Raw genomic sequence first — 25715 nt, 5'->3', positions numbered from 1 at the left:
ACCACTGCGACTACGCTCAACCTCAATCCGTCGCTTCAAACGCGTTCACAAAATGCTCGATCACAGGCTGGCGATTGTCAGCCGGCCAAGTGATGGCGATCACGTCGAACCGCATCGAAACTTCGTGCAGGTCGTGCCGCTTGCGATAGGCCTTCGCCGCGCGAGTGAGTCGGCGTTGCTTCTCGAGATCCACCGCATCTGCCGGATGTCCCGAGTCTTGCGTGGTGCGGGTTTTCACTTCGACAAAGACGACCGTGCGGCCATCAACGGCGACGAGATCGATTTCGCCAAAGTGATCGCGATGGCTATGGGCGATGATGATATAGCCCTTGCGCCGCAGATAGCGCGCGGCCAAGAGTTCGCCACGTTGGCCGAGCGAGCGTGGCGGGAACAGTTTCGTCCGCCACGTGGCCAGTAAAGAGGTGAGCCAATTCCAGATGCGCATGAGCAGCACCTGCCGTGGGCTGGAGCGCAGATCGGTTCAGCCCTAAAAGGTAGTCGTCTGAAGCAACTATGCTTCCGACTTGGCGACCTTCTTTTCACGCAGCTTGACGCCCTTGCCCACGCGATCGCGCAGGTAATAGAGCTTTGCGCGGCGAGTGACGCCGGAGCGCTTCACGTCGACCTTTTGCATGTCGGGAGCGTGCAGGGGGAACTTGCGTTCCACACCTTCACCCGAGACGATGCGGCGGACGGTGAACATCTCGCGGCTGCCGCTGCCACTCTTGGCAATGACGGTGCCCGAGAAGATCTGCGTGCGGTACTTTGGCTTCTTGGTCTTGGCGTCGATTTCTTCGAGAATCCGCATGTGTACATCGACAGTGTCGCCGACAGCGAACACCGGAGGCTTTTCTTTCAAGTACGGTTTTTCGACTTCGTTTAAAAGTTGTTGGCTCATCTTCTTCTCGCAACAAAAATGGTGATTTGCTGGCGGCTGCTGCCGGTCGGTCAGTTACTGATTGTCGTTGGTTTCGTCGGGGGGCAGTTTGCCGCGTAACGATTTGCGTGGTTGGTTCGCGTTGGGGGTCGCTGGCTGATTGGTAAAGGGCTGAATCAAGTCGGCTCGTCTGGTTTGGGTCTTGTGCAGGCTTTGCTCGGCTCGCCAACGGGCCACTTGTTCGTGATTGCCACTGAGAAGCACATCGGGAACGGAGTGACCTCGGTACTCTCGCGGGCGAGTGTACTGAGCAAAATCTAACAGTCGGTTACCGGACGAAAACGAATCGAAGGCCGGGCTGTCGTCGTCGCCAATCACACCTGGAACTAGTCGGCTGACCGCTTCGATGAGGGCCATCGCCGCGACTTCGCCCCCGTTCAAGATGTAATCGCCGAGCGAGATCTCTTCAGGCTGAAGAATCTCACTCACCCGCTGATCGAACCCCTCGTAGCGACCGCACAGCAATGTCAGCCGTGGTTCGCTTGCCAGTTGTTCGACCAAGGTCTGATCGAGCTTGCGACCTTGCGGCGAAAGCATGATCAACCTACCTGTGGGCTCGGCCATCGCTTGCACCGCTTCGGCACATTCGACCACTGGGCCCACTCTCAAAACCATGCCAGGACCACCGCCGTACGGGCGATCGTCCACTTTATTGTGTTTGTCGTTCGACCACTGCCGCATGTCGTGCAAATGCACGGATAGCAACTGCCGGTCGATGGCCTTCTTCAACAGGCTTTGGCTCACGAACCCGTCAAACAAGGCGGGAAAGAGCGTCAGCACGTCGAATCGCATCGGCTCTTAACCTGCCGACTTGGCGGGCGCTTCACCTTCGGCTGGTGCTGCTTCCGCAGCAGGAGCTTCGGGTTCGGCCTTCGGCGGCGGGGTCCACGGAGCGGGGGCAGTCGGACGGCTGATCTTGAGCCGTTCGAGAGCAGCCTGCTGCTGGGCCAAGTGCGAACCGTTGGCGCCGTACTTCTTGATCAGCACGCGGACGTTGTCCGAAGGCAACGCACCAACGCTGATCCAGTAGTTGATTCGCTCGCCCTTGAGCAGAGCGCGGGCATCGGTTTCCTTGACCATGGGGTCGTAGCTGCCGAGCTCTTCCAGAACCTTGCCATCCCGCGGATTGCGCGATTCGATCGCACAAATGCGGAAGTAGGGACGATGCTTCCGCCCCAGCTTTTTCATTCGAATACGAACTGCCACTGCCAAACTCCTCAGTGAAACCAACCGGACGATGAATCTTGTGTATCGGGTCGGCGACAAGCTGTCGCCAGTTTTTTGAACTGCTTGTTCTACCTGCTATCAGCACCGCTGGCGATAGGTCGCCCGGTGGGGAATCCAGTATTGTGCAAAGACTTAGCGATTTGCAAAAGCCCTATTTGCCCTTTTGTTTCCTATTTCTTCTTCGCCAACATCCCGGCTGGACCGTCCTGGTCATCGTCCTTGCCCTTTCCTTTTTGCTCTCGCTTTTTCTTGCGCAATTCCTTCTCGCGCCTCTTTCGCATCTCTTCCTTTTCTTTGGCGCTCATCCGGCGGCCCGTATCTCCTTTGGGCCTCGCCAGTTGCGCCCCAGGGTTAAAAAGGCCGCCGGCCTGCATCTCCTGGATGGCCTTCATCTTGCCCATCATTCCTTTGCCCGACATCATCTTCAGCATCGGGGCCATGGTGTCGTACATTTTTAGGACATTGTTGACCTCAGGCACCTGTACGCCGGCACCGCGGGCAATGCGGTTGCGTCGGGCGGGGGTGATGATTTTCGGGTTCTTGCGCTCGGCGGGCGTCATCGAATCGATCACGCCGACCAGCCGCGTCATCTCTCCTTCGGCATTGGTGTTGGCCATCATGTCTTTCACTTGCCCCATTCCTGGCAGCATCGAAAGCATCTGACCCATCAACCCGGGTTGCAGCACCTGTTTGATCTGTTTTTTAAAGTCGTCGAGCGTGAACTCGCCCGCTTCGAGCCGTTCTTGCAGTTTTTTCTGCTCTTCAGCGTCGACCTTCTGCTTGATCACATCGACCAGGCCGAGCATATCGCCCATGCCCAGAATGCGGCCCGCCATTCCTTCGGGACGGAAGGGTTCGAGGGCGTCGAGTTGCTCGCCGGTCCCCAGAAACTTGATCGGTACGCCCGTGACATGCTTCACCGAGAGCAACGCACCGCCGCGCGAGTCGCCATCGAGCTTCGTCATGATGACGCCGTCGAGCTCCAGCGCTTCGTTAAACGCCTTGGCCGAGTTCACGGCGTCTTGGCCCGTCATGCCGTCGACCACCAGGTAAGCTTGGTCGGGCTGCACGCGGTTGTCGATGCGAACCAGTTGCTCCATCAATTCTTGATCGATGGCGAGCCGGCCAGCAGTATCCAAAATGACGACGTTGCAGCCAGCTTCCTTGGCTTTGCGAACGCCTTCCTGGCAGACCTTCACCGGGTCTTGCGCACCCGTTTCTGAATAGACCGGCACGCCCAGCTGGCGACCGATGACGTGCAATTGCTCGATGGCTGCGGGGCGCTGCAAGTCGGCAGCGACGAGGAACGGCTTCTGCTTCTCGCTGAGCAGCAACTTCGAGAGCTTGCCGCAGGTGGTGGTCTTACCCGAACCTTGCAAGCCACAGAGCATCAAAATCGTGGGACCGTTGGCCTTCAAGTGCAGCGAAGGATCGACGGGCCCGAGAATGTTGATCAGTTCGTCGCGCACGACACCGACAAATTGATCGGTGGGGCGCAGAGCCAGCAGCACCTTCTCGCCCAGCGCTTTTTCGCTGACGCGGGCCATGAAGTCTTGCACGACCGAGTAACTGACGTCCGCCTCAAGCAGCGAGTTCTCGACCAGCTTGAGACCTTCGCGCATGTTCGCTTCGGTGAGTTTTCCCTTGCCGGCCAGATTCTTCAGCGCGGATTGCAGGCCAGTCTGAATGGACTCGAACATAGTGATGCAAGTAGTTGCCGCGGTGAAGGTTAACGCCAGCGCACAGTCCGCTCGGCGAAACCCTAGAGTTTACCGCTTACTCGGCGGGGTTGTAAATGGCTGCCCTCGCTTCCATTAGCTTCCGCACTTTGTCTGCTTCCTCGCCTTCTCGATTGATCCACGCTCGTCAATGCATTAAGCTGACCAGCGTCCTCTCCGCCTGCACCCGCCTTAGGACGCCCGCCATGCTGAATCTACAGTATTCGAATCGGTCTGTTTCGCCCTTGTGTAATGGGACCTCGCGCCGCGAGTTTCTGCAGATCGGTGCGCTCGGTCTGGGTGGACTCACGTTGAGCCAGTTGCTGGCAGCAGAAGCCAAGGCCAAGGATCAACCGGCGAGCGGCCGCAAGCCCGGAACCAAGTCGGTCATCATGATCTACTTGGTCGGTGGGCCGCCCCATCAAGACATGTGGGACATGAAGCCCGATGCCCCGACCGAGATCGCTGGGCCGATGCGTCCCGCGCCTTCGAATGTCCCCGGCATCGAATTCTGCGATCTTCTTCCCAAGCTGAACCAGCGTGCCGATCGCCTGGCCATCGTTCGCTCGATTGTCGACTCTCAGGCTGACCACAGCGCCCATCAATGCTTCTCTGGTCACGTCCCCAGTAAGTCGGCCCCTGCTGGTGGCTGGCCGCAATTCGGCAGCACCGTCGCCAAGATTCAAGGCCCAGTCGAAGCGTCGGTGCCTCCCTTCGCCAGCCTGTGTTACACCTGCACGCATGGTCCCTACAACGAACCCGGACCAGGTTTTCTCGGCGTCGGTCAGGCGGGCTTTGGTGCCCTGGGTGACTCGCGCCAAAACATGGTGCTGAACGGTGTTACCCCCGAGCGATTGGGCGATCGCCGCAACTTGCTCGGCAGCATGGACCGCATCCGTCGCGACCTCGATCGCAGCGGCAAACTCGCCGGGATGGACACCATCGGCCAGCAAGCCTTCGATATTCTCACTTCGTCCAAGCTGGCCGAGGCTCTCGACCTGTCGAAGGAAGATCCTGCGACGGTCGCCCGCTACGGAACCGGCGATACGAAGATCATGATCGACGCCAACGGCGCGCCGCGCGTGCCGCAGAGCTTTCTGCTCGCTCGCCGCTTGGTCGAAGCTGGCTGTCGCGTGGTCACGGTCAACTACAGCAAGTGGGACTGGCACGGCGGGCTCAACGCCGAAGGCCGGGCGAACAACTCCATCTTTCTGCGCGAGCAGGAAGACTTCCCGGTCTTCGACAATGCCCTCGCTTGCCTGCTCGACGACCTGAAAGACCGCGGTCTCTCGGACGATGTGACCGTGCTCGTTTGGGGCGAATTTGGCCGCACGCCGATCATCAGCAAGCAAGTGGGTCGCGACCACTGGCCCCGCGTCAACAGCTGTTTGCTCGCCGGCGGCGGCATGCGTACCGGCCAGGTCATCGGCAGTACCGATCGCCTCGGCGGCGAAGCCACGTCGCGCCCTGTCAAGTTCGGCGAAGTCTTCGCCACCCTCTATCACAATCTGGGAATCTCGCCCCAATCCACCATCTCCGATCTCAGTGGTCGCCCCCAGTACCTCGTCCACGACCAAGCCCAGCCGATGCGCGAACTCATCTAGCAGGCCGACATTAAGCGGCCCCAGTGGCGGCCGAGTGATTGTCTCTCTGTCGGTTGCTACGGACGGAGAACCCTCCATTTTGCCGGGCGATTCAGCAGACCCAAGCGAGCCGCTTGATAACCGAATTTGATAACTTTTTGCGCGATAATTTTGCGATTGAACAGCCCTCTAAAACTTCGACCTGCACAGTACTTACGGCTTTCTGATAACCAAATTCAGGGGTCCAACTGATAACCATTTTGGACCCCCTCTTTCTGCCGGGTTGCTGTCTCGTCTCGGTCACCGAAAATCAGTCCAAAAAACATTGAGCAGCCAGGGGTCAAGCGTGGCCGAACCGTGATTCTTTGTCAAGGAATTTTTGAGTAATCGCCAGGACCGATCCGTCAAACGGAAAATCACGAAAAGGAGCAATTCGGTATCGCTACGATTGTAGGCGTGAGTAAGATAGCGTCGTTATTCCTAGGGGGCTGATGTCGAGACTGTCCAAATCTCTGATCTCGCGCAGTTTCCTTGTATTGCCCTCATTCGCTATCGTCTCCTTCTCCCGGCGAGGTCTCTCGTGTCTCGATCTCATTCGTCCGCTCGCAGTGCGTTTACACTGGTCGAGCTGTTGGTGGTCATTGCGATCATCGGTGTCCTGGTGGCGTTGCTCTTGCCGGCTGTGCAAGCGGCCCGCGAGGCAGCGCGCCGTTCCAGCTGTTCGAACAATATGAAGCAGCTGGGTCTGGCATTGCACAATTTTGCCGACGCCAATGGCGGCCGATTGCCCCCCTACGTGCAGATTGCCAACCCGCCAGCCAACGGCTCGCAAGACATGCTGAGCGCGTTTCGCACGCCGGGCTATGGCCCCAACTGGGCCGTTCTCAGTCTGCCTTACTTCGAGCAAGGACCGCTGTTCGAAAAGTACGCCACGGGCATCAATATCTACATGCAAAGCAACGGCACCGATTTGACCTGGCGGGGTGTTCGCTCGACTAAGATCAAAGTCATGACCTGCCCAACCGATTTAGGAACGGCCAAACCGTTGATGCTCGATGGCAACGACTGGGCTCGCGGCAACTATGCGGCCAATGGTGGCCCCAGCTTTTTGAATCACACGTTGAATGGCGAAAGTGCTTCGCCCTGGGGTGGTGGTGCGCTGGCTATCAACAAAAGCCCGTCGCTCACCGAAATTAGCAATTCCGACGGTACGTCCGAAACCATCATGATTCATGAAATTCGCACCGGTCTTACCGATAAAGATCGCCGCGGCGTGTGGGCCATGGGCCTGGGTGGCGCTAGTGTCACAGGCGGTCTGGCCCAGGGTGACGCCACGGTTCCCAACGACACCAATGAGTATTCGGACGACGTAGAGAACTGCAATGATATTCGCACCACCTTGGCGGTAGGCAACACAGGCCTGGGCAAACTGCGCATGGGCTGTTCGAACGACAACCTGCCGAACAACTGGCCCAACTGGCAAGCTCAGTCGCGCAGTCTGCATCCGGCAGGTGTGCAGGCTTGCTTTGCCGATGGCGGCGTGCGCTTCATCACCAATACCATCGCCCAAACGACCTGGAAGAGCATCTGCGGTCGGAACGAAGGGGATGTAGTTCCTTCCTACTAACGAAGCAAAAGCTTCCACGCGCTCACGACGATACATCTCTCTCCGGCAGTCTCTCTTGAAAGTCCGCGCAATGTTCGCTGGTGCCTCTTCGTTTCGGAATGTAGCTCTGCTGGTGATTGGCGTGCTTAGCTGCACAGGCTGTGGTGGCGTCAAGAATGTGACGGTCACCGGACAGGTGCTGCGGAACAAGCAACCGATCGCCCTGAGTCCGACGGGGGCCATTCAAGTCACGCTGATTCCCGATGTCCCCGCCGGAACGCCCTACACGACTTTTCCGGCTCGTCCCGACCCCAGCACGGGCAAGTTCGAAGTGTCTGATGTTCCGCCCGGCAACTACAAAATCGCCGTCGAGCTATTCGATCCCAATCCCACAGTTGGCGACAAATTGCGGGGCGCATTTTCTGCTGACAAAACGCCGTTCAAGCGGCAGGTCGATGGCAAAGCCCCTGTAGATATCGATCTAGCCAAGCCTGAATAACTCACACCGTTACATGCTTCCAGCGACCCGTGGCAAAGCGTGCTGAGATCAGCATGCTGCGGACGGCGACATCGGCGACCATCGCCATCCAGGCGCCTTGCACTCCCCAGCCCATGCCAGGAATGACGAGGTCGGTGTATGGCAGCGGCACGGCTTCGAGTGCCAGCCAGGCAGCGCCGGGCAAGCGAATGCAAATGAGGCCGGCGAGCGTTGTGAGGAAGGGCCAGGTGGTATCGCCAGCGCCGCGAAGTGCCCCGCTGAAGACTTGCAGCACCGCCAAAAACGGACACGAAAGCGCCACGATCTTGAGCAGGTCGCCGGTTAGCTTGGTGGTCTCGCTCGGTTCGCCCGCAAAGAACTCTGCCAACTGCTGACCAAAGACGAAAAACGTCGCTCCCGCCAGGCACATGACGGTCATGGCCAGTCCGGTCGCTACGTGCGTGCTGCGTACGGCCCGCGCCGCATTCTTGGCACCCAACGATTGCCCAGTCATTGTCGCGGCAGCCACTTGAAAGGCCGAACCAGCCAGGTAAGACATCGCTTCGATCTGCACTCCCAAGCCATGGGCGGCCTGCGCTTTCGTACCCAGGCTGTTGATGATGCCGGCATAGATCAAATGGCAAGTGATCACCGCCAGCAAGTCAAATCCGGCAGGCAAGCCGATGCGCAAGATTCTGCGCATCATGTGCAGGTCGAACGATTCGAGTTGCAGCGACAGCGAAATGCCGCCGCGACCGCGCACCAGAATAAAGAGCAGCATCGATGCGCCGACAATATGCCCGCACAAGGTACCGACCGCTAAGCCTTCCCAGCCGAGATGCGGAAAAGGACCCCAGCCTGAAACGAGCGCGGCACTAAGAGCGGCGTTTGTGAGATTCACGAGCACGCGGGCCTGCAATCCACTTACGGTGTCGCCAGCACCGCGCAGGCAAGCGGTCGCAATCTGCTCGAACATGATGAACGGGACCGCGAAAGTCAGAATGAACAAGTACCGCTCGGCATACTCGGCGGTGAGCCCAGAGAACTGCATGAGGCTGATGAAACGTGGCCCTCCGAGAAAGCAGGTGGCCATCACGATTGCAGTGATCAAGAAGCCCAGAGCCAGCGATTGTTTGGCAGTGTGCAATGCTTGGAGCCGATCGCCAGCGCCAACAAAACGCGCGACGAGCGCCGTCGCCCCAATGCCGACAAAGGCAAAAAAGCTGGGGATCAACCACATCAGATAGGCGAGCAGTCCCATCGCGGCCAGCGGTTCGTCACCCGGCAAAAAACGGCCGGCGAGAAACCAATCGGTGAAACCCACGACCAGATTGAGCGACTCTTCGGCCAGCACCGGCACGGCGAGCAGCAAAACGGGGCGCAGCACGCCCTCGTCGTTCAAAAGAGGTTTGGCAGGCGTGAACGTCATTTCACGCCACGCAAGATCGACCAGAGTTCACGCTGCCAGGGGACATCGGCCTGCGTGAAGCCGGCAGCGAGAAAGTAGCCGAGTTGCACGGCCGCTGTTTCGTGGCAATCGTCGCCACTTTTCTTGGGCTCGCCGAAGCGAACCACATTCCGGTCGATCCAGCCATGCGCGGCCGGATGAAAGCCAGCGGGAATCGCTCCGCTGGTCATTCCCGCGCGCATGAAATCGGCCCAGCGCTCCATCGTGGCTTTGTATTCGGCTTCGTCCTCGGGGCGGACTTCGTCGCCATTGAGGAACAGGCCACCGGGACCAAGTACGCTGGCGATTTTCTGATAGAGCGCCTGCTTCTCGCCGGGATCGAGATGATGAATGGCTGATGAACTGACAATCGCGGCAGGCTGTGCCGCGAGCTTGTTCGGCCAATCTTCCTGTAGCCGACTCACAACGAACGAAACTCGGCCGGCAAACGGCGACAAGCGACGCTCGGCAATGGCCAGAAAGGCTTCGGATTGATCGACAATCGTAGCGGTAGCTGTGGGGATTGAGTTTAGCGTCTTCTCGAGTAGCCGACCGGAACCGCCACCGAGATCGACCACGTGCAACGGCGACTTGCTTTGCGCGGCAAGTTCCACGAGCAGACCAACGATTCCTTCCTGAACCTGCAAGTAATACGGATGGATCTGCGGTGCGGCCGCATCGTAGCCTTCAGCAAACGGGGAAGTGTTCCAGCGGTACTCGGTCATGGAGGTCCTTCAGTCTGGGAGAGTCGTCTTAGAGAGGCAGGGTCACAACTTCTGCTTCGCCGCCATCGATGGCGAGCTTTTTGCCGGGCGTGGCGTGCAACGTGCGAACGTAGGCCAGCGCCAAATCGGCCTGCAAGCGAGGCGAATATGCGATCGAGGTGATTTGGGCCAGCTTCTTGTCACCGGCGGTGATGACTGCACCTGGTGCCAGGCCATGACCGGCGGGCAGCTTGAGACCGGTGAGCACGCGATTCACGTGACCCAGGGCATCGAGCCGGGCGATGGTTTCCTGCCCCAGGTAGCAGCCTTTGGTAAAGCTGATTGCTTGTTCGTTCCGCTGTACTTCCTGCGGCAAGTTATCGTCGGTGATATCGCGCCCAAAGATCGGATAGCCAGCTTCGACGCGGGCGATCTCGAACGCTGCTTCACTGCCGGGCAATGCGCCGGCAGCGAGCAGCGATTGTTCCACGGCACCGATCTCCGCTGTGGGAGCGCTGAGCAGAAACGCAGGGACCGAAAGGAAGTCGACATTGCGAATGGAAACTCTGACGTTGCCCAGTTGTGCCGAGGCATGTTGTAGGCGCGCGGTTGGTGGAGTGATGTTCAGTTTCTGCAGAACCGCGGCCGCTGCTGGTCCGGCGAGCAGCAGTTCGTCATCGGTTGCCGAGAGATCTGCGAACGTGACTCGCTCGGAGATGACGAAGCGGTCGAGGTGTGCGATCAGTTTCTCGGCTTGCCCGGGCGCGCCGTCGAGCAACAGGCGGTCGGCTTCGCAGAAGATCAGGACGTGCCCGGCTGCCTTGCCTTGATGGTTGGTGATGAACGCTTCGCAGCCTGAACCGGGTTGGATGCGCTTGAGATCGCCCGTGCAAAAGGCATTCAGGAAGGTGAGGCGATCTTCGCCCGTGATGGCAACTTGCGTGCGTGGCAGGCGAATGACGGCAGCTGAGGTTTGCAGCGTTTGATAGTCAGCCAGTGGAGCGGCGGAGGAAGTGGGGGAAGACATCGAGATTCAACCTACCGGCGAGAGTGCTTGCCCTGGGCAAGAGAAGGACGAAACCTCCATTATGAGGTTCGCGGGCAAGGCGAATAGCCGGGGATTCTGCGGCTTGGCGCTCTGGCAACGAAACAGGGCCGCGCGAGTGACTCGCGCGGCCCTGAAAGCAAAGCTTTAGGTTTGAAGGGAACCGTTACTTGAACGGGTCTTCGCCAACTGGGGCTGCGGCCGGAGCAGCAGCGGGCGCTGGGGCCGGTGCTAGATCCAGCGGAGCACCACCGGCCGGAGCAGCAGCGCCAGCCTTGGGCGTGCGTCGCTTGAATTCGTTCTTGGCGGCACTCTTGCCGAGTTCGACCGTCCGTTCTTCTGGCTTGACGCCCATCATGGCCATCAGCTTTTGAATGTTGATGGTTTCGGTGCCGTACTTGTTCATTTCGCCCAGCAACTGGTTGTATTCGAGCAGAATTCGTTCGCCCGACTTTTCGTTCGGCTTTTCGCCGAGCACCAGGTAGCGAGTGTTGACCGTCAAGTTTCCGACTCGCTTCCCATCGTCATAGAGTTCGGCATCGATCACGCCACCGCTCATCTGGATGTAGTTGCGGATCTGTTCGCGGTCGCTCAGGCCATCCTTGTCGATGTCCATGAAACCGACGAGCGCGAAGTGCACCTTTTGGCCAGGCGACCAGGCAGGGGTGAAGATCACGTCGTTAGGCAGAATGGGGTTGGAAGCTTTGTCTTCGAGGATTCGGCACTCGGCCATGTGATCGTCGACCACGCGGACCACTTCGATGCGTCCCTTGGCTTCTGCCTGGGCGACGCCATTTTCATCGTGATCGAAAACCGCGAAGGTCGTCTGGCGTTGCAGGCCATCTTTCTGGCCGAGGTTGATCCAAGCCAAACGCTGCGATTGGCTGATGTTCGTGACGCGGCCATCGGGAGCTTCGAAGCGATTGACAGTCGCATTTTGCATGTCGATGACTTTTTTCTTCATCTGCTCCGAGTTTTGCGACAGCGAATTGATTTGGCTGGTGAGCAGGGCGATGTTCTTGGCCGAGTCTTCGCGTTCTTTCTTCAGAGCGGCATCTTTGGCCAGCAACTGTGCGGCCAGCTTGTCTTTTTCAGCAACGACCACAACGCGATCTGCATTGAAGGTACCGGTTTGAGCAGCCAGGTCCTGTACTGCCTTGTCTTCTGCGGCCTTGTTTGCCGCGGTTTTGGCTTGTTCGGCGGTGAGGTCAGTCTTGCTCTTTTCGACCGTGCGTTTCGCTTCGGCATCGAAATCGGCAGTGGCGACCTGCTTGTTGTGGATGATGTTCAGCAGGTAGGCAGGCAGCACGCGATAGTTCGACGCGCCTTCTGCCCCGGCTTGTTGGGCGTACATCAACATGTCGGCGTCGAACTGCTTGAGAATGCGATCAGCGTCGGGATCGCCACCGGCCGGCTTGCCTGCTTCGGCAGTACCACGCTCGACACCATCGCCCACTACATATTGCAGCACGGCGTTGCGATAGAGGAGCTTGGCTTTTTCGCCCCTTAGCGTGGTCGCGTCGCGTTCGGCCTGCTCTTTCTTGGTCAGATTTTCTTCTGACTGCGCATAGAAGATATAGGTAGTTACCGCGAGCAAAATGGTGAGCACCGCGAAGATGATCACCGCGATCTGCAAACCCTGACTCTCTTTGGACGCCGCAGCCATGTACTTTCTCCTTCAGCCCTGCTGAAATAGACAGTCTCTGCCCCTGGCCGCGATAGAAAAGAAGATGCGGCCGACAGCTTCGCCGATAGGCAAGTTTTCGTGCTCACGGGGTCCGATTATTCCCGCTACCAAAGAGCGGTAAAATGGAACACCAGCGCCGAGCAGCGCCTGATGGAAAAGCTGGGACATTAAAACTGTCCCTTGCAGTCTAAATGGGGTGCCAGCAAGTGTCAACGAAATGCGGTTTCACAGCCGATTCGCCGCTCGACACGCCCCTGCAGCCGAGCGGCCCAAGCGTGTTGTAACGCCCAGACCGGCTGTAGGGCCGCGCCCAGCGAGTTTCTGCCCCTCTCGCGATTCGCCTGCTACCCGTATAATCGACGGAGAGAATTTGGTGGCCCCTGGCCAGACGCCGTGACAGTAGCCCAGGAGTGTGGGGTTTATGACCCGCCGTAGTCGAGCGCGAGAAGTCGTGCTGCAAGTCCTATTCGAAGACGATTTGAACCCCGAGCGGAGAGCCGTCCAGGCCGATGACTTCATGCGCAACCGCCTGAATCAGGACCAGGATCTGCTCGATTTTGCTCGGCGGCTAGTCGCGGGCGTGCGGAAGAATCGCAGCGAACTCGACGTGCTGTTAAAGCAAACCGCTGACAACTGGAGCCTGGAGCGAATGGCGGTGATCGACCGCAACATTCTTCGGCTGGGTGCCTACGAAATGCTGCACTCCGATACGCCCGATCGGGTGGCGATTAACGAAGCGGTCGAACTCGCCAAACGCTTTGGCGCAAAGCAGTCGCCCACCTTCGTGAACGGAATTCTCGATCGCTTTGTGAAGGGACGCGAAGGGACCAAGCCGGAATCTTCTGAGTCCGAGCCCGAAGCGTAAGTTCCTCCCGTCGATCTCTGCCGGACCTCTTTTTCGCCCTTCAGGCTGAAGCAAATCACGATGGGACTGTTCGACTACTTCAAGAAGAAGCCCGACGAACCTGCCAGCCAGGAAAAGCCGGCCGTTGCACCGGCGCCGGCAAACCAGGGCGAAGGTGCATCGCAGCAGGGGATCTTTGCTCGCCTGCAAACGGCGTTAAAGAAGACCCACGATGTTCTCAACACCGACATTCGCGACTTGTTCAAACGCGAAGGTCGACTCGTCGACGACGAGTTCCTAACCGAACTTTTCGCCGCTCTGGTGAAAACCGACATGGGCGTGGGACCAGCGACCAAGCTGAGAAATCGCGTGGCGACGGACTTTCGCGCTCGCGTAGTGCACATGAGCGATGTGCTAGCGGCCGTGAAGCAGGAACTGCGCAGCATTCTCGATCAACCGGGCCAACAGCAGCAAATCAACTTTGTCGAAAGTGGCCCCACGGTCATCCTGGTGGTCGGTGTGAATGGGTCCGGCAAAACCACTACGATCGCTAAACTTTGCCAACGCTTCAAAGATCAAGGCAAGAAGGTTGTCCTCGGCGCGGGAGATACGTTTCGCGCGGCTGCCGTCGAGCAGCTCACCATTTGGGCAGATCGCCTGGGTGCCGAGATTGTCAAAGCCGATCCCGGTGCTGATCCCGCGAGCGTGGCCCATCGTGCGGTTGCGAAGGCCGTCGAGGTGAATGCAGATATCTGTATTGTCGATACGGCCGGCCGCCTGCAAACACAGTCGAACTTGATGCAACAGCTTGAGAAGATCCATCGCGTGATGGGAAAGCTGATTCCCGAAGCCCCGCACGAGGTGTTGCTGGTGCTCGATGGCACCGCCGGCCAAAACGCCATCAGCCAGGCTCAAGGTTTTTCCACGGCCGCCAAGTGTACGGGCATCGTATTGACCAAACTCGATGGCACGGCCAAGGGTGGCGTCGTGGTTGCGATTCGGGAGAAGTTCGCTATCCCGGTGAAGTTTGTCGGTCTGGGGGAAAAGGCTGCGGATTTGGCAGAGTTTAACGCGCAGCAGTTCGTCGATGCCCTCTTCGAGAACCTGGTCTAGTACTCGCAGCGACCACCTGCTGGCTGATTGGGAATCTGGTCGCCCCATTGGACGTTAAAAAGCGGATAGCTAACGACGCTGTGTCGGGGTCCAAAAGGCAGAGGTCAGGTTGTAACGGTCGTAACGACGGCACTTACGTTACAGGTCGCAAGGTTTCACATCGGCGAGCCAAAGTCGCCGTTTCTGACACGTTTATCGGGTGAATGTCTTGCACCTGCCAGCGCGGCAGTACCGATATCAACAGTGCTGGGATAAGGCGACGGTTTGCCCTTCCAATTGCTTGCCAAGGATTCCCAGTACCTGCCTGTTGGCCCTACCTGTTTGGCGTGACGGACTGCGCCGTTTGTCGCGCTCTTTGCAACCGTTTCCTCATGGACTGGGGAGTTAAAACCATGAAATTGTCGAAACTGGCTTTCGCCGCCGCGATTGCTTGGGGTATTTACGCGAGTAATGCCTCTGCCCAAACGTATGGGCAACCGAATCAAGTTCGTCAGGTCGCTGCGACCAACGATTACTTCTATCAACCCGAGGCTTCTCCCAGCGACCGGCCACCGCCGGCCCCGATGGTCGAGCAAGCCCCAATGGCTGTCGCGCCTGCTGCTCCGGCTGCTTGCGAAGAAGCCGAAGAAGAGACCTGCGATCCTTGGCGTTTGTTCTGCCAAAAGGAATGCGGCTGGAACATCACCGGCTTCGTTAACGCTGGCGTGAACTACAACTTCAATAACCCAGTCACGCCGTTCAACGGACCTGTGACCTTCGGCGACCGTAACGACGGACAGTTCAATGCACTGTACATCGTCGGCGAGAAGGCCATCGACCGCGAAACATGCTGCTGGAACTGGGGTGGTCGCGTCGACGTCCTGTACGGTTCCGACTACATCTTCACGCAGTCGAACGGTTGGGAAACGACTCCTGCCGGTGCACCGAAGTGGAACGGCAACCCCAATCACGGGCTCGCCATTCCTCAGCTGTACGCCGAAGTGGGTAACGAGAACAACTCGATCAAGCTCGGTCACTTCTACACCGTGCTCGGTTACGAAGTTGTGCCCGCCAACGGCAACTTCTTCTACAGCCACGCTTACACGATGCAATACGGCGAGCCCTTCACCCACTGGGGTATGCTCGGTTCGTACAAGTACAGCGACGAAGTGTCGTTGAACTACGGTATCGTCAACGGCTGGGACGCGCTGACCCGCGTTCAAGATGACCCGGCGTTCATCGCTGGTTTCACTTGGACCGGCTGCGAAGACGTGCTCGCGTTCAATGTCATCTATGGCAACGAACCGACCGTCAACGGCACGATCACCGACCGCTATACCCATAGCTTGGTGTACACCCGCAACATTAGCGAAGAATGGCAGTACATCTTCCAACATGACTACGGTCATCAGGTTGGTGGCCAAATCGGTGGTGGTGGTAGTGCAGAATGGTACGGCATCAACCAGTACCTCTTCTACACGATCAACGACTGCTGGAAGTGGGGTTTCCGTGGCGAATGGTTCCGCGATGACGATGGCGTCCGCGTGACCGGTGTTCGTCCGAACAACCCGCTGGTTGGTTCGGGCTTCGCTGGCAACTTCTACGAGTTGACCACGGGCTTGAACTACTCGCCTACGGCCAACCTGACCATCCGTGGCGAAGTTCGCTACGACTGGTTCGATGGTGCCTCGGTCGCTGGTCTGCCGCTGCCGTATGCCGATGGCACACGCACCGATCAGACGACGCTCGGCCTGGACTTCATCTACCTGTTCTAAGCCGACGGTTAGCAAAGAGCCAACTTGCTGAAACGCCTGAGCAACAGGTGATACGCGGCTGAGAGTGAATCACTCTTGGCCGCGGCCAACACGACAAACCTTCCGCCGCAGGACCATCTGGTTCTGCGGTGGTTGCGTTTCTTGACCGCGCGATTCAGTCGCCCCCAAAGAGCTTCTTGCCCGCCGCATTGGTATGGATCGTTTGCTGCTGATCGAGCGACAAAATTGCCAACTGCTGCTGATCGGCTAGCGGCATTGCCTCGGGCAAACCAACCGCCAGCAGCACCGTGGCCCAAGCATCGGCTTCGACGGCCGTGGCCGCGGATACAGCAACCAAGGTTGTTGTCGCGACAACAGGTCGGCCGGTGCTTGGCGAAATGAGATGATGCACCGATGCATCACCAGCTTGCTTCTGCGCGCGGTACAGTCCGCTCGTCGCCAGGGCTGCATCTTGCAGCGTAAAGGTGCGCAGCGGCCTCGTCGGATCGCTGGGATTCTCAATGCCAACCTGCCAACTTCCCCGCGCCAGCAACTCGCCCCCCACATCGATTAAGTACTCGCTCACGCCTGCCTCGTCGAGCACCTTCTTCGTGCGATCGGCTGCATAACCTTGCAACAGCGAACCCAGATCAATCTGCAACTGCGGATGCTTCTTCCGCAGCGTGTTGGCAGTTTTGTCGACAGTCAGTTTTTGCCAGCCCGTTCGTTCGAGCAATCGGCCGATTTCTTCGTCACCCGGTGCTGCGCGTTCACCGGTCGGTCCATAGCCCCAAGCATCGACGAGCGGCGCGACGGTAATGTCGTAGCGCCCCTCCGAGAGCTTGCTCAGTTCGAGCGCGCGAGCCACGAGCGTCACGAGTTCAGCCGGTTGCTCGGTTTCGAGCGTCGTTTCGCTGGCGTTGAATTGAGCCGTCGACGATTCCGGCCGCCAATGCGAAAGGCTGCCTTCGATTCGTTCGAGTTCGGCAGCAACTGCTTCCTGCAAAGGTGCCACGGCATGTTCGCCGCGCAGTTTGACCGACCAACTCGTACCGAAAGCTCGTCCGCCTAGCTCCAGCACCCTCGGTTCGGCACTGGCAGGCGTTGTTGGCGCCGATCGATGATAGGAGGCCCACAACTGCGGCCCAAATAGTCCGGCCGCGGTGCAGAGCACTAGCAGACCAGCAGCCACATCACGTCGTTGCACCCGATCGTGACTGCCACCGCTTTTGACGAGTTTGAGCAGTTCCCCCGTCGGGCAACCATAACGGCAATAAGCTTGCGGCACGAAGATCGAGGCGATCAAACCCACGACGGCTATGGTCGCTGAAACTGCCGCCGCCCCTTTCAACACCCAGCCATCAAAGGGTTCCAGCTTGGCGAGGTCGAAGCCCACCGCGAACGTCGCCAGCAGCAAACTGGCTGCGAGCAGGACTGCGGGCAAATATCCGAGTCGGCGTTGCCAGGCATTCGGGATGCGCAAATGCAATCGCTTGAACTGGCCGAGCAATGTCTGGGCGGCACCATGCGGACACAACTGCTGACAATAGATCTGCCGGCGCGTTCCCCACGGAATCAACAGTGAGACTGCAACCAGCAACACGACCGCCGGTGCTGTTCGCCAGGGAATGCCATGCCGGGCCCAGCCTACAAACAGGGCCAACGAAAGCAGGTCGCCGAGCCAAAACAGGAACACTCCCACGAGCGCGATTTGCCACGCGAATCGCACTCGCCGGCTATTCTTCAGCGGCGTGAAAGTGAGCAACAAGCCACCGGCAATCACCGCCAGCAGCACAGGTTGCACGTTCCACGCCACCTGCTTCTCGGCGGTCACTGCCACGTCAGCAGCAAACCGGCGACGCATGCCGTCGGCAATCGCAAAGCTGGTTTGTGTCGCCCCAGAGACTCCTTCGATCCCTTCTTTCTTAAAATCGATCTTCCCCCAATCGTCGATCGTGCGACCAATCAGCCGGTCGCGAAAGTCATCGTCAGGCTTTACGCGCTCGACGTATTCTTCGGTGTCGTAGCTCTTGCGAATGAGCATGCCGACGACGGTCTTCCCGTCGGCATCGATGGCGACGAGCGACTCTGTCGGGCCTTGATAGCCGCGAGCATTATCCGAGTAGGGCGATGTGCGCACCACGTAGCCCAAGTGCTTGCCCTCTTCGTCGAAGGCCTTGCTCCAACCAACTCGCGGCGTGTCTGCTTCGAACTTGCGGGCCGCTTTAAACAGCTTGCGAATCTCACGCAGCTTGACGACTTCGGGAAAACGCAGCGAAACCGAGGTGCCGCGTAAGCGTCGCTCGATGGCTTCCGCAAAGGTCATGCTGGTGAGCGTCGAACCGCTGACGGCATCGACTTTCTCGCGACGAGTCGTCAGATCGTTGCCGATGAACTGCTGCCAATAACTTAGCTGCTCGCGAATGTGCTCGACGTGGCTGGGCGTATCTCCGCTCGAGAGTACATGTACGCCGATGACTTGCTGCTGAGCATCGAGTGCGATCAGCAGGTTGCTTGGTCCGCTGTAGCCAATCAAATCGTCGGCATGCGGCGATGTCGTCAGCAACAGCCCGAGTGCTTTCCCTTTGTCATCGAGCACCGCTTGCCCGCCGAGGCGAGCATCACCGGCCGCGAGCTTTACTGCCTTCGGAAAGAAGAGCCTGGCCGAGTCGAGTGAAATGTTGTCCGGCGGCGCGGGCTCTTGTCCGGCGAAGTAGAGCAGGGCAGCAACCGCAGCCAGTAATGCCAGGCGATAAAGGCGCGGCACCATTGCCGCGCTCAGCCGTTGACGCCACGAGCGACGAGCCGCCGGCGAAGCGGGTTTGCTCGCTGACGGCGGTGAAGCATCGCTCGCGGGTTCACTCGTCATGACGCCTATTTTTTCAGCAGTTGAACCGCGTCGGCATGCACGAAGCCATCGGCCCCTTCGTTGGAGATGACGATCGTCGCTTTACCAGCAGGAAAGTCGAACGCTCCCAGCGAATGAAAACCATTCGGATCGGTCGAACTCTCTTGCTGATTGATTCGCAGCTTGAGAGGCTTCTGCCCTTCACGCTCGACGATACAAACCGTCTTCGTCGAACGGTTCTCGTGGCCAACCCAGGCGAGTCGCAACTCATACTTGCCCGCTTCGGGAACGGGCATCTCAAACCGGGCTTCCGCGGGAGCATTGGCCTGCGCGTATTGATAACCATCAGCAATGTGCGGACTCAGGCCTTGGCCCACAGTCCATTTGCCGGTCATCTTGGCGGCGGCATCATCGGCCACAATCCCCGTGAGCGACTTGAGCGCCACGCCCGTACCTGACGCTGCCGGCTTGTTCTGCTGATTCGGCACGCCGGTCACTTTGTCCGTAGCCTTCGACAAGTAAGGCGTGACCGCGATCGACTCCGTATCGCGATAGAGATCGCCGCTCAGCGTATCGCGGCGCATCGAGCCGGGCTGCTTGAAGAGTTCGATCAGGTCCGGCAAATAGCTGTCATAAACATTCCGCGGTGAGGTGTTGTGCAGTGTGCACAGGTAAGCCGCTTTGCCCACGACTTCGCCCATCATGCCACAGGTGCGCATCACGCGCACCGTACCGAGCGCCTCGTGATTTACACTGATGCAGCGGCCAGCCATAAACAGGTTCGGCACGTTCTTCGAATAGAAGCAACGATAGGGAACGGGATAGCCATTCTTGCGATCGACGCCGGCGCCAAACTCGGCCCGTGAGATGAACGGGTTATCCGGGAACTTCTTGGCGAACTGTTCCTTGGGATAATGCAGATCGATATCCCAGGTCGTCGGCACGCAGCCATCGGGGAACTCTCGTCCGCTGACAATGTCGTTACGCGTTAGCACCACATCGCCTTCCAGCAAGCGCGATTCGCGCGGTCCACCGACATAGGCCACCCACTTCAAGGCAGCCTTGGCGTGCTGATCCTTTTCCTTGCCGGTCTTAATGGCCGTGAAGGCACCAAACACGGCGCGGAGGTTCCAGTCGCGAATCAGTTCCAGATCCTTAATCGAATCCTTATCGAAGCCCGATTCCCAAAACCACTCGCCCTTCATGAAGGGCTTGTTGTCGATCTGCGAACGGCTCTTTACGGTCTTCGGAAAGTCAGAGGTATCCAGTTGCAGTGCCCAGGGCGTGGCTGGCCAAGGCTGTTCTTTTTCTTCCTCCTGCCAGTACCACATGTTCGACATGCCCATGCGGCCCTTGGGTTCGATGTTGAACTTCGCCGCCGCCAGTTCACCGATGACGCCGTGCCCCGTGCAATCGCAAAACAGCTTGCCGCGGAACATCCGTTCGCGGCCGGTACGAACTTCAAGAGCCGTCACCGAGGTAATCTTGCCGTCTTTATCGGTCGCGGCCTTCATGGCGAAGTGACCGAAGAACAGCGAGGCACTTTTCTCGCGGCGAACGAGCTTTTCTTTTCGTTCATCGAGAAAATCGACGCCAGCGCCGGGAGAGTCGGGGCTGTGATCGGCAAACTCTTCGACAATTTCCCCCAGGTGCGGATACTTGCCACGGAGCGTACCACCTTGAGCCCAGACCCGCACTTCACTGCTGCCGTTACCACCCAGCACGAAGCGATCTTGCACGAGCGCGACCTTGAGCGATTGGCGTGCCGCCGAAACAGCCGTCGCGACTCCCGCGTAACCACCGCCGACAACAACCAGGTCGAATTCACCCGCATCTTCGACTTCGTCGGCAAAGCCCAGCCATGATCGGCGGGCAGCGGCCAACTCGGCCGGTGCCGGCAGTTGAAACTTGGGATCCGAGGTCATCAAGATCGCATCGCAGCGGCCATCGAAGCCGGTGAGATCGTGCAACGCGAGAGCCACTTCGCCCGCAGGCAGTTCGATCTCGCCACCGCTGTGCCAATTCCAATCAGCGCCCTGCGTACCGAACTCGGTGGCCACGGGCTTGCCGTTAATGAGCAGTTGAAAGCGACCGGGTGTGCCCGGCGCTTTCCAAGGAGCAACCCAATCCTTGGTGCGAACCCACAGGCGATACTTACCCGCCTTGGCCACCTTCACCTTAGTGGTGGCATCGGCCACAGGCTGACCCAAGCCGTGGGCGAGCAAATACGGCGACCCGACGATTTGCGTGAAGGCCGTGTCGAGCGACCAGCCTCCCATGTCTTCGAACGCTTCGGCTTCGACGAAGATCGTTTCCGCCTTGCCCAGTGCGGGCAACGCCATGCAGGAGATTAACGCCAGAATAAACGCACGCATCGAAGGATCCTCAAACACTGCGGGGAGAGTCGACAGTTCTCGCGAACAGGCAACGTCGTCACCCGTTCACAGCACCTTATTCTAGCCAGAGTTCCTACCGTGGCGGCAGACCTCCTGGTCTGCCTTCGTCCCTCGAACGCCCTGGCCCGGCCAGGCTGAACAGTCCATGTTCAGCCCATTTGATAACTCGTTGTTGATAACTTTTTGCGCGAAAAATCGAAACCAACGCGTCGGCACAACCTCTTCTGCTCCAATTAGTTGCAATCCCAACCCCCTCGAATCGACCGTTTTTCCGATAACCGTTTGATAACCAGTTTTGCCCTGTTCACAACGTAGCCTGAACAGGCCCTAACCGGGTGGGTCGCGACTCGTGGCGGCGGACCTTCTGGTCTGCCGAGTTGCAAATCCGCTGTCATCTTCGCCCTCGGCTGAACAGTCCATGTGCAGCCCTCCCAGCAGCCTTCTTTTGATAACTTTTTGAGCGAAAAAACGAAACCATCCAGTCGCCATAACTATTTCTATTTCCATCACTTACGCCCATAACTTCTCGGATATCAGCCGTTTTCCGATAACCGTTTGATAACCAACTCCGGCCCTGTTCACACTCTAGCCTGAACAGGCCCTAACCGGGTGGGTCTCTCTTCGTGGCGGCAGACCTCTTGGTTTGCCTTCTGGTCCGCCTAGCCTGGGTAAAGACGGGCAGCTCAATCGCCTCGCCTTACGGTGCGTGCAAAATTGAAGTGCAAGCTAGCGTATGGTGGCTGAGAGTAGGAAAGGCCATCGCTGGGTGTTTGAATATCAGAATCTCACTTGCAGATACTCAAACGGAGGCCCAGCGATGGTTTACAAGCAGCTTAGGGTTGAGGAGCGTGAAATCATAGCGACGATGAATGCTCAGGGTTGTACTCAGGCTGCCATCGCCGAGGCGACTCATCGCGATGCTTCGACAATCAGTCGCGAATTGAGTCGCAATCGGCCGCGGAGTTGTTACTCGGCATCGGTGGCCCAGGGACTGGCGATGCGTCGGCGGGCGGCGGCTGGGCGGCCGCGTCGCAAGTTCGAGCAGCCAGAGATTCGGGAGGCGGTCAAGAAGCAACTCCAAGAAGGCTGGTCTCCGGAGCAGATCGCAGGTGTGAGCAAGCGTCAGTTTCCCGAGGATCCGCGCCGTTGGATCTCGCGGCAGACGATCTACAACTCGCTCCGCCGTGACGACCACGGACGCCCACTGCAGAAGTGCCTGCGTCGTTATCACCTGCACAAACGCCGTTGCCGCGCGCGAAAAGAGCGGATCTGCCCGCAATTGGAACAACGACCCGCGATCATTAACGAACGGGGCCGCTGCGGCGATTGGGAAGGAGATTTGATTTGCAGCGGCGGTCATGACCAGTTCTCGCTGGTGAGTCTCGTCGAACGTCAAACGGGCTACGTCGAACTGATCCTGGTTCCCAACAAAACGTCCGACGTGGTGATGAGCGCTATTCGTGTTCGCCTGGGAAAACACCCGCGTGAGTTGCGTCAGAGCGTGACGTTCGACAACGGCTCCGAATTCAGCCGCTGGGAATGGCTGCAGTGGATCCTGACCCTGCTGATCTTCTTCGCACATCCGCACTCACCTTGGGAGCGCGGCACGAACGAAAACACAAACGGCCTGGTCCGCGAATACTTCCCGAAAGGCACGCGCTTCAGCCAGGTCACTCGCTACGAGGTCCAAGCCGTCCAGGAAAAACTCAATCACCGACCTCGAAAACGACTGGATTTTCAAACACCCCACGAAGCCCTTTCAAAACATTGCTGTCTTGCAGTTCAAACTTGACTTCACCTACCCTCAAGAAATTTATAATTTGATTGACATTAAGTCAAGACATCGTAATAATAATCCACGTGATGCCAGCGCGCCGCCACGGCGCTCAGGCACAAGAGTTGAAGACGAGTTGAGTTCCCGGCCATTCAAGCACTGTTGCAATTCAATCGCTGCAGCTAGTGACTCTGCGTGGAAGTACCGTAAATGAAGGACATGATCACGTTTGTAAAGACTCGGTGCAAAGCAGGCGATTTCGGGAGCTTCGTTGATCTTGTTGGCGAGCAGGCGAGTTTCGTCGTCGCAATTGAGATATTGAGTTGGCTTAAACGCCAGAAGCGATTTCGAAATGAGAAAGGTCTGGAATTAAACCTAGACCACTCTTGGTGCCAAGAACTCTCCGTGCTGCTTAAGACTGATTTGTCGCTCTCTCGACTATTCGAGACCGCGGATGAGCGGCTGCAATTTCGATCAGAAATTAACTTGCTTGAACGCCTGAAAGTTCGCAACTTGGCCGATTCCGAATACCAGCCTGTCGTAAGAACTGAATCTCTTTGACGGCCAAGTGGCCGTCAACGGAACTAGATCCGGTCGAGGGTATCGAGCCAGCGGAACAGGAACTCGTCATCGGCAGCGGTGAACTCACGGGCCTTGTCACCCAGGCTGTGAACGACGACGGGGAACTTGGCTTCGGTCAGCTTCTTCTCGACAGCGGTCATCGTCGCCTTCACCGCCGACTTGTCCCCGGCGGCCAGCAAGATTGCCAGTCGATTGACCGGATCGGTCTCCGGCAATTTCAAGCGAGCCGGGGGAGTCGCTTCGGTGACCGCCAGGCCGCGAATTCGATCGCGCTGTTCCATCGCCGTGAGGAACGCCATCGTGCCGCTCGCCTCAGCGCCGAAGATGGCAACGCGGGTGGGGTCGACGGTGTAATGGGCCATCAAGTCGTCCAGCGTCTTGCGGATGAAGCCACTCTCGGTGGGATCCCATTTTTTGGCGTCCGCCGATTGAGGAACGAGCACGATCGCCTGGTTCTTCGAAGCAATCGCCTGAAAGCGAGCCGTGAGCTTTTCCCGGTCGACGTTGCCCGGCGGTGGCAAGTAAATCAGTACGCCATGGGCCACTTGCGGATGATAGTTAGCGGGAATCAGAGCCAGGCATTGGTTCTTTTCTTCGGGCAATTTGATTTCGATCAAGCCCGTGGTGGGCTTCTCGGCCGGAGGAGCCAATTCACCCGCGACAGCTGCCGGCAGATCCTTGGGTACATCGGCAGTCAACTTGGCGAGCGTGACTTCGGCTGTCTGTTCGTCTCCGCCGCGCAGAAACTTCAGGCTCACCTTTTTGGCAGGATCGGCACTGCTGACCAGTTGCTGCATCAGAGCGGCATCGGTAATTTCTTTGCCAGCCAGTTCGACGAAACGATCACCGGCCTGGATGCCTGCTTCGGCTGCGGGCGAGCCGGGGAAAACATAGCGAACGGTGACTCCCTTCTCCTTAACACCCCGCAGCGGCAACACGCCGAGCAGCGGATGCTCGTAAGGGATGAGGACATCGGTCAGTTCTGCTTCGAGGTCGAGTTTTTCGTCCTGCTTGTCGACCTTGCGCGTGACGGTCAGTTTCACTTTTTCGCCAGCATACTTCGGCCCGAGGGCGTGCTTGAGTTGGGCCTGTCGCACGATGGGCTGGCCGTCGATGGCGGTGACCACATCACCGGCCTTGATGCCTGCTTTGGCCGCTGGCGAGTTCGGCGGCACGGCGACAATTTCTGCAGGCAGGGCGTAGATATCGCCCGGCTTGAGCGAAATGCCGAGCAAGCCTGGATGCAGATCTTTACCAGCCTTGAGCGTGGCCAGGTGCGCCAGGATATCGGTGAGTGGCACAGCGAAGCCGATGCCCGAGTCGTACCACTCGGCACCCCCCAGTTCGCCACCTTGCCCTTGCGGAGAGAGCGGAGCGAGCACGCCCAGCACGCGACCTTGAATGTCGATGAGCGGACCGCCGTAGTTGATCGGCGAGATCTTGGCATCGGTCTGGATCGCTTTGCTCCAGATGCGCTCTTTGGCGCTGAGAATGCCGGCCGACATGCTCACCTGGCCCGCCTCGAAGGTGCGACCAATGGCCACGGTCCATTGGCCAACTTGCATCTCGCTGCGTGGCACGGCGGTCGGCACCGGCAATTTCTCGGTCGTGTTTACCTTCAGCAGGACGAGCATCCGGGCCTGATCGCGGGCGACAATCGTCGCGGACGAACGCGTGCCGCCGGGAAGCGAGACCAGGATCGACGTCGGCTTCTGCACGAAGTTGAAGGCACTCGAGATGACGTAGCCATCTTCGCTGACGATCAGCCCAGTCGTAGGCCCCGTCGCGACGAGGAGTTTGCCGACGCGTTCCAGTCCGCCGACGGTTTCGATGCGGACGACCGACGGTGCAACCTTGGCGGCCGCAGCGGTGATGGCTCGCTCTTCCAGTTCCAGCACATCGTCCTGGGCGCGTGTCTGTATCGTGGGAAGAAGTCCCAAGCAAAGGCAAAACACGAACAAGAATCGTTGAGAGATCGTCATAGCGGCCAATC

20 protein-coding genes are annotated in these 25715 nt (G+C 58.6%); 8 read left to right on the top strand and 12 right to left on the bottom strand.

Translation table 11 applies throughout. The features are described 5' to 3' along the window. Positions 1-22: 22 nt before the first annotated feature. The 5 genes from NA78x_RS21460 to ffh all read right to left on the bottom strand — a co-directional run bounded on the left by NA78x_RS21460 (position 23) and on the right by ffh (position 3864). The gene (locus tag NA78x_RS21460; protein WP_425614428.1) at positions 23-445 is read right to left on the bottom strand and encodes a YraN family protein; all 423 of its coding nucleotides are present in this window, start codon (positions 443-445) and stop codon (positions 23-25) included. Between the two features lie 66 nt (positions 446-511). Then, complete coding sequence (gene rplS / locus NA78x_RS21455; protein WP_425614427.1) at positions 512-898, bottom strand: 50S ribosomal protein L19; 387 nt, start codon at positions 896-898, stop codon at positions 512-514. A gap of 54 nt (positions 899-952) precedes the next feature. After that, a complete protein-coding gene (trmD, locus tag NA78x_RS21450; RefSeq protein WP_425614426.1) occupies positions 953-1729 on the bottom strand; it encodes a tRNA (guanosine(37)-N1)-methyltransferase TrmD in 777 nt (258 codons plus the stop codon). A 6-nt stretch (positions 1730-1735) separates the two neighbouring features. Beyond that, on the bottom strand, positions 1736-2143 hold the full coding sequence (rpsP, locus tag NA78x_RS21445; protein WP_425614425.1) for a 30S ribosomal protein S16: 408 nt from the start codon (positions 2141-2143) through the stop codon (positions 1736-1738). A gap of 191 nt (positions 2144-2334) precedes the next feature. Next, complete coding sequence (gene ffh, locus NA78x_RS21440) at positions 2335-3864, bottom strand: signal recognition particle protein (RefSeq protein WP_425614424.1); 1530 nt, start codon at positions 3862-3864, stop codon at positions 2335-2337. A gap of 224 nt (positions 3865-4088) precedes the next feature. Between ffh and NA78x_RS21435 the strand changes: the two genes are divergently transcribed. The 3 genes from NA78x_RS21435 (at position 4089) to NA78x_RS21425 (ending at position 7570) form a co-directional block, all read left to right on the top strand. Then, entirely contained in the window at positions 4089-5486 is a 1398-nt protein-coding gene (locus NA78x_RS21435) for a DUF1501 domain-containing protein (protein ID WP_425614423.1), read from the top strand. Between the two features lie 559 nt (positions 5487-6045). Continuing rightward, positions 6046-7092, top strand: a complete 1047-nt coding sequence (locus tag NA78x_RS21430) for a DUF1559 domain-containing protein (protein WP_425614422.1) — start codon at positions 6046-6048, stop codon at positions 7090-7092. 55 nt (positions 7093-7147) lie between these two features. Continuing rightward, a complete protein-coding gene (locus tag NA78x_RS21425; RefSeq protein ID WP_425614421.1) occupies positions 7148-7570 on the top strand; it encodes a hypothetical protein in 423 nt (140 codons plus the stop codon). A gap of 1 nt (position 7571) precedes the next feature. Here the strand turns inward: NA78x_RS21425 and NA78x_RS21420 are convergent, their stop codons facing one another. The 4 genes from NA78x_RS21420 to NA78x_RS21405 all read right to left on the bottom strand — a co-directional run bounded on the left by NA78x_RS21420 (position 7572) and on the right by NA78x_RS21405 (position 12411). Next, positions 7572-8978, bottom strand: a complete 1407-nt coding sequence (locus NA78x_RS21420; RefSeq protein ID WP_425614420.1) for an MATE family efflux transporter — start codon at positions 8976-8978, stop codon at positions 7572-7574. Next, the gene (locus NA78x_RS21415; RefSeq protein ID WP_425614419.1) at positions 8975-9721 is read right to left on the bottom strand and encodes a class I SAM-dependent methyltransferase; all 747 of its coding nucleotides are present in this window, start codon (positions 9719-9721) and stop codon (positions 8975-8977) included. The genes NA78x_RS21420 and NA78x_RS21415 overlap by 4 nt, the downstream gene beginning before the upstream one ends. A 28-nt stretch (positions 9722-9749) precedes the next feature. Continuing rightward, positions 9750-10727, bottom strand: a complete 978-nt coding sequence (locus NA78x_RS21410) for a YgfZ/GcvT domain-containing protein (RefSeq protein WP_425614418.1) — start codon at positions 10725-10727, stop codon at positions 9750-9752. A gap of 184 nt (positions 10728-10911) precedes the next feature. Then, the gene (locus NA78x_RS21405) at positions 10912-12411 is read right to left on the bottom strand and encodes a hypothetical protein (protein ID WP_425614417.1); all 1500 of its coding nucleotides are present in this window, start codon (positions 12409-12411) and stop codon (positions 10912-10914) included. Positions 12412-12853: 442 nt separating this feature from the next. Between NA78x_RS21405 and nusB the strand changes: the two genes are divergently transcribed. The 3 genes from nusB to NA78x_RS21390 all read left to right on the top strand — a co-directional run bounded on the left by nusB (position 12854) and on the right by NA78x_RS21390 (position 16143). After that, complete coding sequence (nusB, locus tag NA78x_RS21400) at positions 12854-13297, top strand: transcription antitermination factor NusB (protein WP_425614416.1); 444 nt, start codon at positions 12854-12856, stop codon at positions 13295-13297. A gap of 60 nt (positions 13298-13357) precedes the next feature. Beyond that, the gene (gene ftsY, locus NA78x_RS21395; RefSeq protein WP_425614415.1) at positions 13358-14389 is read left to right on the top strand and encodes a signal recognition particle-docking protein FtsY; all 1032 of its coding nucleotides are present in this window, start codon (positions 13358-13360) and stop codon (positions 14387-14389) included. Positions 14390-14781: 392 nt separating this feature from the next. Beyond that, positions 14782-16143 (top strand): porin, encoded by a 1362-nt coding sequence (locus NA78x_RS21390; protein WP_425614414.1) that lies wholly within the window; start codon positions 14782-14784, stop codon positions 16141-16143. Between the two features lie 154 nt (positions 16144-16297). Here the strand turns inward: NA78x_RS21390 and NA78x_RS21385 are convergent, their stop codons facing one another. Both NA78x_RS21385 and NA78x_RS21380 read right to left on the bottom strand, forming a co-directional pair. Beyond that, the gene (locus NA78x_RS21385) at positions 16298-18991 is read right to left on the bottom strand and encodes an FAD:protein FMN transferase (RefSeq protein WP_425614413.1); all 2694 of its coding nucleotides are present in this window, start codon (positions 18989-18991) and stop codon (positions 16298-16300) included. Between the two features lie 5 nt (positions 18992-18996). After that, on the bottom strand, positions 18997-21345 hold the full coding sequence (locus tag NA78x_RS21380; protein WP_425614412.1) for an FAD-dependent oxidoreductase: 2349 nt from the start codon (positions 21343-21345) through the stop codon (positions 18997-18999). Positions 21346-22099: 754 nt separating this feature from the next. Here NA78x_RS21380 and NA78x_RS21375 point away from each other — a divergent pair. Both NA78x_RS21375 and NA78x_RS21370 read left to right on the top strand, forming a co-directional pair. Next, positions 22100-23158, top strand: coding sequence for an IS30 family transposase (locus tag NA78x_RS21375; RefSeq protein ID WP_425614411.1), 1059 nt, complete (start codon positions 22100-22102; stop codon positions 23156-23158). A 192-nt stretch (positions 23159-23350) separates the two neighbouring features. Next, on the top strand, positions 23351-23701 hold the full coding sequence (locus NA78x_RS21370) for a hypothetical protein (RefSeq protein ID WP_425614410.1): 351 nt from the start codon (positions 23351-23353) through the stop codon (positions 23699-23701). A 23-nt stretch (positions 23702-23724) separates the two neighbouring features. On the opposite strand, the gene NA78x_RS21365 is transcribed toward NA78x_RS21370, so the two are convergent. Beyond that, entirely contained in the window at positions 23725-25704 is a 1980-nt protein-coding gene (locus NA78x_RS21365) for a PDZ domain-containing protein (protein WP_425614409.1), read from the bottom strand. Positions 25705-25715: the final 11 nt, after the last annotated feature.

This window comes from Anatilimnocola aquadivae, assembly GCF_049819085.1.
GTDB lineage: Bacteria > Planctomycetota > Planctomycetia > Pirellulales > Pirellulaceae > Anatilimnocola.
Note: the sequence above shows the minus strand (reverse complement) of the source record. Positions and strands in the feature narration are given on the sequence as shown.